Below are 12062 nucleotides of genomic sequence, written 5' to 3'. Positions count from 1 at the left end.
CAGGAACCGCACATGGCCCGCTTTTTCATCGACCGTCCGGTCTTCGCCTGGGTGATCTCGATCCTGATCATGGGTCTGGGGCTCTTGTCGATCGTCTCGCTGCCGGTGGCGCAATATCCGCAGATCGCGCCGCCCTCGGTGACGATCCGCGCCACCTATCCCGGCGCCTCGGCCGATACGGTCGCCAATACCGTCACCCAGATCATCGAGCAGCAGATGACCGGGCTGGACGGGCTGCGCTATTTCTCGTCCAGCTCGACCTCGGCCGGAACCTCGACGACGACGCTGACCTTCGAGACCGGCACCGATCCCGACATCGCCCAGGTGCAGGTGCAGAACAAGCTGGCGCAGGCCACCGCGCTCCTGCCCGAGCCGGTGCAGCGCCAGGGCATCACGGTCGAGAAATCCGCCTCGGGCTTCCTGATGGTCGTCGGCCTGACCTCGTCGGACGACCGCTATGAACAGGTGGACCTGGCCGACTACCTGATCTCGAACCTGGTCAACGACCTCAGCCGGGTCGAGGGCGTGGGCTCGGTCCAGGTCTTCGGCGCGCAATATGCCATGCGGATCTGGTTGGACCCGTCCAAGCTGGCCGCCTATGAGCTGACGCCCTCGGACGTGGTGGCGGCGGTCTCGTCGGAAAACGCGCAGATCTCGGCCGGCTCCTTCGGCAGCCAGCCGGCGCCCCAGGGGCAGATGCTGAACGCCACCATCACCGCGCAATCGCTGCTCTCCACCCCCGGGGATTTCGAGCAGATCGTGCTGCGCGCGGAACAGGACGGCGGCCTGATCCTGCTGAAGGACGTGGCCCGCGTCGAGATCGGCGCCCAGGACTACATGACCAATGCCCGCTACAACGGCCAGCCGGCCTCGGGCATGGCGATCAGCCTGGCCTCGGGCGCGAACGCGCTGGACACGGCCGAGCGGGTCAAGGCGCGGATGGAGGAATTCGCCCGCTTCTTCCCCGAGGGCATGGATTACGTGATCCCCTTCGACACCACGCCCTTCGTGCTGATCTCGATCGAAGAGGTGGTCAAGACGCTGGTCGAGGCCATCGTGCTGGTGTTCTTCGTCATGCTGCTGTTCCTGCAGAACTGGCGCGCGACGCTGATCCCGACGCTGGCGGTGCCGGTGGTGCTCTTGGGGACCTTCGGCGTGCTGGCGGCGCTTGGCTTCACCATCAACACGCTGACCATGCTGGCCATGGTGCTGGCCATCGGCCTTCTGGTGGACGACGCCATCGTCGTGGTCGAGAACGTCGAGCGCATCATGGAGGAGGAAGGGCTCGAGCCGCGCGAGGCCACCCGCAAGTCCATGGGCCAGATCACCGGGGCGCTGATCGGCATCGCGCTGGTGCTGTCGGCGGTTTTCGTGCCCATGGCCTTCTTCGGCGGCTCGACCGGGGTGATCTACAAGCAGTTCGCCATCACCATCGCCTCGGCCATGGGCCTGTCGGTGCTGGTGGCGCTGACGCTGACCCCGGCGCTTTGCGCCACGCTGCTGCGCAATGAACACGGCCACAAGACCCGCGGCTTCTTCGGCCTGTTCAACCGCGGCTTCGACCGCACCATGCAGGGCTATGGCAATTCGGTGAACTGGCTGGTCCGCCGGCCGCTGCGGATGATGCTGATCTACCTGTGCATCGGCGCGGCCATGGTGTTCCTGTTCCTGCGCACGCCCACCGGCTTTCTGCCCGACGAGGACCAGGGCATCATGTTCGTCCTGGTCCAGGGCCCGACCGGCGCCACCTCCGAGCGCACCGATGCGGTGATCGACCAGATCCAGCACTATTTCGCGGAAAACGAATCCGACAATGTCGAATCCTTCTTCGGCGTCTCGGGCTTCAGCTTCGCCGGCTCGGGGCAGAACATGGGCATCGCCTTCCTGCGGCTGAAGGACTGGGACGAGCGGCCGGGCGCCGGGCAATCGGTGCAGGCCATCGCCGGGCGCGCCTTCCCGGCGCTGATGGGCATCCGCGACGCCATGGTCTTTCCCATCGTGCCGCCCTCGGTGATCGAGCTTGGCAACGTCTCGGGCTTCGACTTCTACCTGCAGGCCCGCGCCGGACAGGCGCATGAGCAATTGCTGGACGCGCGCAACCAGCTGCTGGGCATGTCGGCGCAGGACGGGCGCATCGCCTCGGCCCGGCCGAACGGGCTGGAGGACGCGGCGCAATACAACCTCGACATCGACTGGCGCAAGGCGGGCGCCATGGGGGTCACGGCGACCGACGTGGGCAGCCTGCTCTCGGTCGCCTGGGCGGGGCGCTATGTGAACGACTTCATCGACCGCGGCCGTATCAAGCGGGTCTATGTGCAGGGCGAATCCGAATCGCGCGCGCTGCCGACCGACATCGACAAGTGGCGGGTCAGGAACAACTCGGGCGGGCTGGTGCCGTTTTCCAACTTCGCCGAGGGGCGCTGGAGCTATGGGCCGCAGGGCCTGGACCGCTATAACGGCGTGCCGGCCATGCAGATCCAGGGCAGCCCGGCGCCCGGCGTATCCAGCGGCCAGGCCATGGCCGCGATCGAGGAACTGGCCGGGCAGCTTCCGGCCGGATTCGACGTGGCCTGGACCGGGCTTTCGCTGGAAGAGCAGCAGGCCGGCAACCAGACCATGCTGCTTTACGGCCTGTCGTTGGCGGTGGTGTTCCTGTGCCTGGCCGCGCTTTACGAAAGCTGGTCGATCCCCTTCGCGGTGATGCTGGCCATGCCCATCGGCGTGTTGGGCGCGCTGGTCGGGGCCTGGCTGGGCGGCTTCGACAACGGCGTGTTCTTCCAGGTCGGCCTGCTGACGGTGATCGGCCTGACCGGCAAGAACGCCATCCTGATCGTCGAGTTCGCCCGCGAGCAGGCCGAGCAGGGCAAGCCGCTCTATGAGGCAGTGGTCGAGGCGGCGCGCCAGCGTTTCCGGCCGATCATCATGACCTCGGTCGCCTTCTCGCTGGGCGTGCTGCCGCTGGTGCTCTCCGCCGGCGCCGGCGCGAACGGCCGCAACACCATCGGCGCCACGGTGCTGGGCGGCACCGTCTCGGCCACGGTGCTGGGGGTGCTGTTCGTGCCGCTGTTCTTCGTGCTGGTGCGCCGCGCGCTCGGCCGCCCCGAACCGACCGAGCCCGCCGGCTCGCGCGCCTGAGCCGGGGTCGCGGGAAACGACAGGGGGGCCGGGGCCAGCACGCGTGCGCCCCGGCCCTTTCGCTTTGCCCCCGCAGCCCGCTTGCCCCGCCCCGATCCGCATCCTAGTCTTTCCCCGAGGAGCCGCCGCCGGCGGCAGGGAGAAAGATGGACGCAACCAGCCACATCGCGGCTGCCGATGACGCGCCTGCCCGGCGCGGGCGGCCGCATGGCGTGGCGTTGCGGCTTCTGGCGCTTGGCGGCTCGGCCTTGGCTTGGCTCGCGATGTGCGCCATCGTCGCCTCGGTGCTGATCCTCAATGCCCGCGGCTCGGTCAGCGACGAGACCGGCTCGGCCTTTCGCCTCGCCAATGCCTTTGCCACGCTGCACCTGCCCACCTCGTTCGAGCGGCGCGACATGATGGAGCAGGCCGCCCGCATCGCCGCCGAGATCGAGGCGCAGCGCCACCTGTCGGCCGAGCTGCGCGATGCGTCCGGCCAGCCGGTCGCGCTGGCCTTGCCGCCGCGCCTGCCGCCCGAGCGGGTGCCGGAATGGTTCGCCGCGCTGATCCGCCCCGAGCCGCAGCGCGAGCTGATCGCCATCGCGCAATATCCCAATGTGCTCGGCGTGCTGGAGATCCGCAGCGATCCCCGCGACGAGATCGCCGAGGCCTGGGCCGATTTCCGGCTGATCCTGCCGCTGCTGGCCACCATGGCGCTGGCGGCGATCGGCGTGACCATGGCGATCACCGGGCTGGTGCTGCGGCGGCTGGGGCTGCTGGGTGCGGCGCTTGGCCGGATGCGGGCGGGCGACCTGGACCATCCCGCGCCGCAGACCGGGCTGGCGGAACTGGCGACGCTGACCGAGGGGGTCAACGCGCTGGCCGCCCACCTGGCCGCCGAGCGGGCCGAGAACCGCCGCCTGCAAGGCCGGATGCTGACCCTGGCCGAGGCCGAGCGCGCCCGCATCGCCAGCGACCTGCACGACGGCATCGGCCCGCAGCTCTTCGCGCTGCAGGCGGCCGTGGGCCAGGCCGGCCGCGCCGCCGAAACCGCCAGCGACCCGGCGCTGGCCGAGGCGCTGGCCGCCGTCTCGCGCCACGCCCAGGCGATCCGGCAAAGCGCCCGCGCCGCCATCGACGACCTGCGCCTGGCCCCGGCCGAGGGCGCGAGCCTGGCCGAGATGCTGCAAGAGCTGCTGATCGAATTTTCCGAGATCGCGCCCGATACCGCCATCACGCTCGACTGCCCGCCGGACCTGCCCGAGCCGGGCGAGGCCGGGCGGATCGCGCTTTACCGCTTCGTGCGCGAAAGCGTGCTGAACGCGCTGCGCCATGCCGCGCCGGCCAGGGTGCGGGTCCGGCTGGCGCGCGAGGGCCAGGGGATCACCGCCCACGTCACCGACGACGGCGGCGGCCCCCCGGCGCAGGACCGCGCCCGGCTGGGCCAGGCAGGGCTGGGCCAGGCAGGGCTGGGCCAGACCGGGATGCGCGACCGCGCCGGCGCGCTTGGCGGGCGCTACCGGCCGCCCCGGCGCGAGGGCGGCTGGACCCTGACCGAATGCCACCTGCCCTGCCCGACCGACCAAGGACCAGCCCGATGAACGCAACCGCCCTTGCCCCGCCCAAGCCCCTGCGCGTGCTGATCGTGGACGACCACCCGGTCGTGGCCGAGGGCTGGGAATGGATCACCCGCGGCCGCCTGGATTGCCAGGTGATCGCCGCCGCCACCCCCTCGCAGGGCTGGCGGGCCTGGCGGCGGCAGGCGCCGGACGTGATCGTCGTGGACCTGACCATGGGCGAGGCCAAGCTGGCCGGCGCCCGGCTGATCGAGCGGCTGCGCGCCGCGGGCGCGACCCAGCCGATCCTGGTCTTCACCATGCATCGCAGCCCGCTGGTCGCCCGGCGCGCGCTGCAGGCCGGCTGCAACGGCATCATCATGAAGGATTCGCCCTCGGACGAGATCTGCGAGGCGCTGCGCGCGGTGGCGGGCGGCGGCGATTACGTCCCGGCCGACCTGGCGCGCCGCATCGCCCTGCTGGAACGGCCCGGCGCCACCCCGCCCCGCCCGCGCCTGACCCCGCGCGAGCTGGACATCCTGCGCGCCATCGCCGAGGGGCTGAGCTATCGCGAGATCGCCGAGCGGGCCAACATCAGCTACAAGACCGTCTCGAACGTCAGCCAGACGCTCAAGGACAAGCTGTCGGCGCAAAGCTTTGCCGACCTGGTCGTCAAGGCGATCCGCCACCTGGAGGAGACCCGCGACGGGATCTGAGCCATCATGCCACGTTCCTTGCCCCGCCATCCCGTCGCCCGCCCCCTGATCGGCACCCGCATCCGCGAGCGCCGCCTGTCGCTTGGCCGGCGCCAGACCGAGGTGGCGCGGCGGGCCGAGATCTCGGCCGCCTATCTGAACCTGATCGAGCATAACCGCCGCCCGGTGGGCGAGGAGCTGCTGTCGCGGCTGGCCCAGGCGCTGGAGATCGACGCGACCGAACTGGCCTCGGACCGCGAGGAGGCGCTGGTCGGCGCCCTGCGCGAGGCGGCGGCCCGCGCCGCCGACCAGCCCGGCGCCCCGGTCGAGCTGGACCAGATCGCCGAATTCGCCGCCCGCTTTCCCGGCTGGGCCTCGGCGCTGGCCGGGGCGGCGCGCCGCGCCGATGCGCTGGAGCGGCGGCTGGTCGCGCTGTCGGACCGCATGACCCGCGACCCCTATCTTCTGGCCACGCTGCACGAGGTGCAGTCGGCGGTGACGGCATTGCGCTCGACCGCCTCGATCCTGGCCGAAACGCCCGAGATCGAGCCGGAATGGCGCGACCGCTTCCATGCCAACCTGGACAGCGACAGCCAGCGCCTGTCGCGCACGGCGCAGTCGCTGGTGGCCTATCTGGACAGTTTCGAGGACGAGGCGGTGCCGATGTCGCCGCAGGAAGAGGTCGAGGCCTGGATCGCCGCCGGCCAGCCCGAGCCCTCCGAGGCGGCGGAACTCGCCTCGGACGCGGCGCGGGCCATGGCGCAGGATCTGCTGGCGGCGCAGGCGCGCGACCGCGCCGCCCTGCCCGACGCGGCGCTGGCGGCGGCGGTAGACGGGGCGGGCGAGGCGGCCGACGACCCGGCGCTGATCGCCGCGCGGCTGGGACGGCCGCTGGACCTGGTGCTGCGCCGGCTGGGCATGCTGCGCCCCGGCCCCTGGGCGCAGGCCGGGCTGGTGGTCTGCGACGGCTCGGGCGCGACGCTGTTCCGCCTGGCCGCGCCCGGCTTCGAGCTGCCGCGCCCCGGCGAGGGCTGCGCGCTCTGGCCGCTGTTCGAGGCGCTGGCCCAGCCGCAGCTGCCGGTGGCGCGGCTGATCGAGACCGCGAACGGCAACCGCTTCGCCGCCTGGGCCGTGGCCGAGCGGCTGCTGCCCATGGGCTTCGACGGCCCCGCGCTCAGCCGGGCGCAGATGCTGATCCACCCCGCCGCCGGCCGCGACGCCCGGCCGGTTCTGGGGGTGGGGCCGGCCTGCCGCATCTGCCCGCGCCCCGCCTGCACCGCGCGGCACGAGCCCTCGATCCTGGGCCCCGTGTGATCTGGGGCGCCCCGTGATTTTGACAACGCCCCCGCCCGCCCGCATGATCGCCGCAAAACCCCAGGAGGGCCGCCCGTGACCACAGGTGTCGATGTGCTGCTGATCGAGGACGAGCCGAGCATCGCCGAGGCGGTGCGCTTCATCCTGTCGCGCGAGGGCTGGCAATGCGAGCAATGGCCCGAGGGCAGCGACGCGCTTCAGCGCATCCGCGCGCTGGCGCCGCGGCTGGTCATCCTCGACGTGATGCTGCCCGGCCGCAGCGGCGCCGAGGTGCTGGCCGACCTGCGCGCCGATCCCGATCTGCAGGCGCTGCCGGTGCTGCTGCTCAGCGCGCGCGGCATGGCCAACCTGCCGCAGGGCGCCGACCGGACGCTGGCCAAGCCCTTTGCCAATGCCGACCTGCGCGCCATGGTGCGCGAGCTTCTGGACGCGGGCTGAGGTCGCGCATGCGCCGCCTGTTCCTTGGCCGCGACGCCTATCGCCAGCGCCGCCTGGGCGACGCGATCCGCGTCCTGCCGGTGCTGTTTGCGGTGCTGGCGGTGCTGCCGCCGGTCTGGCTGCCGCAATATTTCAGCTATGCGCGCGGCGCGGTCTGGCTGGCGGCAAGCTGGGCGCTGACCATCGCCGCCACCGCCGTCCTGCATCGCGCCATCGGCCGCGCAAAGCCGGAGGACGAGGATGACGCCTGAAACCCTGGGCGCCGCCTCGGTGGTCTATGTCGCGCTGATGTTCCTGCTGGCCCATGCCGCCGACCGCGCCGCCGCGGCCGGCCGCTGGCGCTGGATGGACCGGCCGGTGATCTATACCCTGTCGCTGTCGGTCTATTGCTCGGCCTGGACCTTCTACGGCGCCGTCGGCTACGCCACCCGCTCGGGGCTGGAGTTCCTGACCATCTATCTTGGCCCCGGCATCGTCTTTGCCGGCGCCTGGTGGGGGCTCAGGCGGCTGGTGCGGGTGGCGCGGCTGCATCGCGTGACCTCGATCGCCGACCTGATCTCCAGCCGATTCGGCAAATCCGCCGCCCTGGCCGCGCTGGTGACGCTGATCGGCGTGCTGGCCTCGACCCCCTATATCGCGCTGCAATTGCAATCGGTCTCGATGGCGCTGTCGGCCTTCGCCACCAGCGGCCATCCGCTGCCCGGCAATATCGCGCTGTGGGTGGCGGTCGGGCTGGCCGCCTTTGCCATCCTGTTCGGCACCCGCAACCTGGCCGCGAACGAGCGTCACCACGGCGTCGTCATCGCCATCGCGGTCGAGGCGGTGGTCAAGCTCGCCGCCTTTCTCGCCGTCGGCGCCTTCGTGCTGTGGGGCATCGCCGACGGGCCGACCGACGTGCTGGCGCGCATCGACCGCATGGCCGTCTCGGCCGGGGGCGAGGGCTGGCAGATCCGGCCCGAGCGCTGGTTCACGCTGATCGCGCTGTCGGGCGCCGCGGTCATGGTGCTGCCGCGCATGTTCCACGTCCTGGTGGTCGAGGCCAGCGACGAGAACCGCCTGCGCCAGGCCGGCTGGGCCTTTCCCGCCTATCTGGCCGCCATGTCCTTCCTGGTCCTGCCCATCGCCGTGGTCGGCATGGACCTGCTGCCCAGGGGCTCGAACCCCGACCTCTACGTCCTGGCGCTGCCCTTGTCGCAGGGCCGCGACACGCTGGCGGCGCTGGTGTTCCTGGGCGGCTTTTCCTCGGCCATGTCGATGGTGGTGGTCAGCGCCATCGCGCTGTCGACGATGATGGCGAACCATTGGCTGGTGCCCTTGTGGCTCTGGCTGCGCCAGACCGCGCTGTCCGAACCGGCGCAGGCGCGCGAGGATCTGGGCACGCTGATGCTGAATGCGCGGCGGCTGGCCATCGTCGCGGTGATCGGCGCGGGCTGGCTTTACCACCGCACCACCGGCGGCACCACGGCGCTGGCCGCCATGGGCACGGTCGCCTTTTCCGGCATGGCGCAGGTGCTGCCGGCCATGGTCGCCGGGCTGGTCTGGCGCGGCGCGACCCGGCGCGGGGCCATCGCCGGCATCGTCGCCGGCGCGCTGATCTGGGGCGGGGCGATCTTCCTGCCCTCGCTGGGCCTCGCTGCGCCGCCGGCCTTTCCGGCGGGGATCGACGCCTTCGCCGGCGCGGTGCTGCTGGCGCTGTCGGTGAACCTGCTGCTTCTGGTGCTGATCTCGCTGGTGGATTTCCCCGACCCGACCGAGCGGCTGCAGGCGCTGTCCTTCGTCCATGCCATCGCCCCCGATGCCGCCGCCAGCGAAACCGCCCCCGCGGTGCAGGCCGAGGCGCTGCTGACGCTGGCCGGGCGGATCTGGGGCAACGACCACGCGCTCGAGGTGTTCCGCAAGGCTGCCGAGGGCCAGGGAAAATCCGGCTATCTTCCCGACCTGACCCCGCGCTTCCTGGCGGATTTCGAACGCCACCTGGCCGGGACGGTGGGCGCGGCCACCGCCTCGGCGCTGATGGCGCGGGTCGGCGGGCGCGGCTCCGTCACCGTGGCCGAGCTGATGGAGGTCGCGGGCGAGGCCAGCCGCGCGCGCGAGGACAACCGCCGGCTGGAGCTGACCTCGGCCGAACTGGCCAGGACCGCCGCCATGCTGCGGGAAAGCAACGAGAAACTGACCGTGCTTTCGGCGCAGAAGGACGCCTTCCTGGGCCAGATCAGCCATGAATTGCGCACGCCCATGACCTCAATCCGCGCCTTTTCCGAGATCCTGATGGAGCCGGACCTGCCCGCCGCCGACCGCAGCCGCTTTGCCGGGATCATCCAGGACGAGGCCGCCCGCATGACCCGGCTGCTGGACGACCTGCTGGACATCTCGGTGCTGGAATCGGGCCGGGCGCAGCTGAAGCCCGGCGTCGTCAACCTGCACGACCTGATCGAGCGCGCGCTGGCCGCGGGCGGGGCAAGCGCCGCGGGACGCGACTTCGCCATCCGCCGCAACCCCCTGGCCGAGCATCTGCCGGTCATCACCGACCCCGACCGGCTGTTGCAGGTGCTGATCAACGTGATCTCGAACGCGCGGAAATATTGCGACGCCGGCGAGCCGGCGATCCGCATCGACACCCGCCGCAGCCCCCAGGGCGGGACCGAGATCGACATCCACGACAACGGCTCGGGCATCGGCCCCGAGAATCGCGCGCTGATCTTCGAGAAATTCGCCCGGCTGGACGATCCCTCGCGCGCCGGCGGCGCCGGGCTGGGACTGGCGATCTGCAAGGAAATCATGGGGTTCCTTGGCGGCTCGATCAGCTATCTGCCGGGCCAGGGCGGCGCCTGCTTTCGCATCGCGCTGCCGCCCCGCCCGCCGCGCCGGGCGGAAAATGCCGAAAATGCGACGGGTTAAACCTTTCGGCAACCAGTCCGTGCCATCTTGCGCCAAAGGCAGCATCGATTCGGGCCGCAATGGAAAGCGTAGCAAGGCAACAGTCGGACGACCCCGGACAGGCCGGGGCGGATCGGGACGGGTCCGCCGCCCCGGCCCCCGGCCAGGTGCTGCGCCGCCTGATCGCCGAACGCGACCGGGCCCGCGCGGCGGCCGGCCCCTCGGCCCGGCAGGTCGCCGAATTCCGGCTGGAGCGTGCCGCCGCCACCGCCCTGGCCCGCGCGGCCGAGAAGCAGTTGCGCCTGCCGGTCTTTGTCGAAAAGGTGGAACGCTCGGGCATGGTGCCGGCCGAACTGCCCGAACTCCTGCCCGAGCGCGCCTTGCTGGCCGTGATCGGGGGGCGGCGCGACGCGCTTGGCGTGGTCGCAGTCTGCCCCGACCTGCTGGCCGCGCTGATCGAGATGCAGGCGATCGGCCGCGTGACCTCGCGCCCCGCGCCGCCGCGCAAGCCGACGCGAACGGATGCCGCGATCTCGGCGGATTTCGTGAATGCGCTTCTGGCCGAACTGGGCCGGGAATGCGCGGCGCAGCCGGGCTGCCCGGATTTCGGCGCCTTCCGCTATGCGACCTATCTGGACGATCCCCGCCCGCTGTTGCTGATGCTGGAAGAGGGCGAGATGGCGCGGCTGGACTTCCGCTTCCGCCTGGGCAGCGGCGGGCAGCGCGACGGCCGGCTGATGATCGCCCTGCCGGTCGAGCCGGGGACGCTTGCCGATCCGCCTTCGCCCGGCGCCGGGAACCGGGCGCAACTGCCCGTCCCGGCCGGGACCCCGCCCGCGCCGGCAACGCTGGCCGGGCCGGTGCAGCAGGCGCCGGTGCGGCTGGCCGGCATTCTCTGCCGCCGCAGGCTGAGCCTGCACCAACTGCGCAGCCTGACACCCGGATCGCTGTTGCCCCTGCCGCAGAACGTGCTGGACGAAGCCAGGGTGGAAACCGCGCGCGGCCAGCTGCTGGCCCGCGGACGGCTGGGCGAAAAGGACGGGTTCCACGCCGTCCGCCTGCGCGACATCGGCCAGGACGCGGCGCCCGCCACCCCTTCGCCCGCGCAGGACGGCTGGCGGGCGGAAGGCTTCGGCCCGCCGCCCGAGGGGATGACGCCCGCCGATCAGGCCGAATTGCCGCTCGCGGATCTCGACCACCCCGATGCCTTCCGCCCCGCCGAGCCGCTGCCGCCCATGGTCAGCACCGGATGAACCACCGACACATAACCCTGCTCAATTGCCGTTCAGGGATCTTGGCCATCCGGCGCATTCCACAGCCCCGAGCCAGAACCGCCATTGGTCAGGGAGATGATCCTGGCGCACGACCCCGGCCGATTGCCACTCGCGGATCTTGACCACATGATAACCCCCGCACCGCCCAGCCGCTGCCCACCATGGTCAAGCCTGGATGACCTGTCGTCGCACAGCCCTGCCCCATGGCCGCTGGCGGATCTTGGCCGCCCGGCGCATTCCGCGCTGCCGAGCCGGAGCCGCTGTTGCTCAGGGGGATAACCCTGGCGCGCAGCCCCGGCCGACTACCGCTCACGGATCCTGGCCACCCGATCCCCCTTCGCACCGCCAAGCAGATGTCGGCCATGGTCAAGGCCGGTCGACCCATCCGACGCAGCCTCGCCCCTATAGCCGCAATCGCGCAACTTTTCTGCGAAATAGCCGCGCTGACAGGCCATCCGGCCCAGGAAAGCCCGCCCAGGTCCAGATTCCCCTTGAAAAACCGCCCGTCTGGACGCATGTAGCTTGCGCCCGCCCAAGGCGCGGGTCATCCTACAGGAGAGAACATGGCCAAGGAAGAAATGCTCGAATTTCCCGGTGTCGTGAAGGAACTCCTGCCCAACGCGACATTCCGGGTCGAGCTAGAGAACGGCCATGAGATCATCGCGCATATGGCAGGAAAGATGCGCAAGAACCGCATCCGCGTCCTCGCCGGCGACAAGGTCCAGGTGGAAATGAACACCTACGACCTGACCAAGGGGCGGATCAATTACCGCTTCAAGTAAGCCCGCCGACCG

At 71.1% G+C, this 12062-nt stretch carries 9 protein-coding genes; all 9 read left to right on the top strand.

Translation table 11 applies throughout. The features are described from left to right. The first annotated feature begins 12 nt into the window (after positions 1-12). The 9 genes from E3U25_RS05100 to infA all read left to right on the top strand — a co-directional run bounded on the left by E3U25_RS05100 (position 13) and on the right by infA (position 12050). Positions 13-3135, top strand: coding sequence for an efflux RND transporter permease subunit (locus E3U25_RS05100; RefSeq protein WP_116221031.1), 3123 nt, complete (start codon positions 13-15; stop codon positions 3133-3135). Positions 3136-3281: 146 nt separating this feature from the next. Continuing rightward, positions 3282-4715, top strand: coding sequence for a LapD/MoxY N-terminal periplasmic domain-containing protein (locus E3U25_RS05095; RefSeq protein ID WP_116221032.1), 1434 nt, complete (start codon positions 3282-3284; stop codon positions 4713-4715). Next, a complete protein-coding gene (locus E3U25_RS05090; protein WP_036753863.1) occupies positions 4712-5386 on the top strand; it encodes a response regulator transcription factor in 675 nt (224 codons plus the stop codon). Before E3U25_RS05095 ends, E3U25_RS05090 begins: the two co-directional genes overlap by 4 nt. A gap of 6 nt (positions 5387-5392) precedes the next feature. Next, a complete protein-coding gene (locus E3U25_RS05085) occupies positions 5393-6679 on the top strand; it encodes a helix-turn-helix transcriptional regulator (protein WP_036753860.1) in 1287 nt (428 codons plus the stop codon). Between the two features lie 75 nt (positions 6680-6754). Next, the gene (locus E3U25_RS05080) at positions 6755-7117 is read left to right on the top strand and encodes a response regulator transcription factor (RefSeq protein WP_036753857.1); all 363 of its coding nucleotides are present in this window, start codon (positions 6755-6757) and stop codon (positions 7115-7117) included. 8 nt (positions 7118-7125) lie between these two features. Further along, positions 7126-7368: a hypothetical protein gene (locus E3U25_RS05075; RefSeq protein WP_036753854.1), complete on the top strand. Its 243-nt coding sequence runs from the start codon at positions 7126-7128 to the stop codon at positions 7366-7368. Continuing rightward, a complete protein-coding gene (locus E3U25_RS05070) occupies positions 7358-10015 on the top strand; it encodes an ATP-binding protein (protein ID WP_116221033.1) in 2658 nt (885 codons plus the stop codon). The genes E3U25_RS05075 and E3U25_RS05070 overlap by 11 nt, the downstream gene beginning before the upstream one ends. 59 nt (positions 10016-10074) lie before the next feature. After that, positions 10075-11247 carry a FliM/FliN family flagellar motor C-terminal domain-containing protein gene (locus E3U25_RS05065; protein ID WP_116221034.1) on the top strand — a complete coding sequence of 391 codons (1173 nt, stop codon included), beginning with the start codon at positions 10075-10077 and terminating at the stop codon, positions 11245-11247. A gap of 584 nt (positions 11248-11831) precedes the next feature. Beyond that, the gene (gene infA, locus E3U25_RS05060) at positions 11832-12050 is read left to right on the top strand and encodes a translation initiation factor IF-1 (RefSeq protein ID WP_010397442.1); all 219 of its coding nucleotides are present in this window, start codon (positions 11832-11834) and stop codon (positions 12048-12050) included. The last annotated feature ends 12 nt before the right edge of the window (positions 12051-12062 follow it).

It is taken from the genome of Paracoccus versutus, from assembly GCF_029909795.1.
Classification (GTDB): domain Bacteria; phylum Pseudomonadota; class Alphaproteobacteria; order Rhodobacterales; family Rhodobacteraceae; genus Paracoccus; species Paracoccus versutus.
This window is presented reverse-complemented; position numbering and strand designations above follow the sequence as displayed.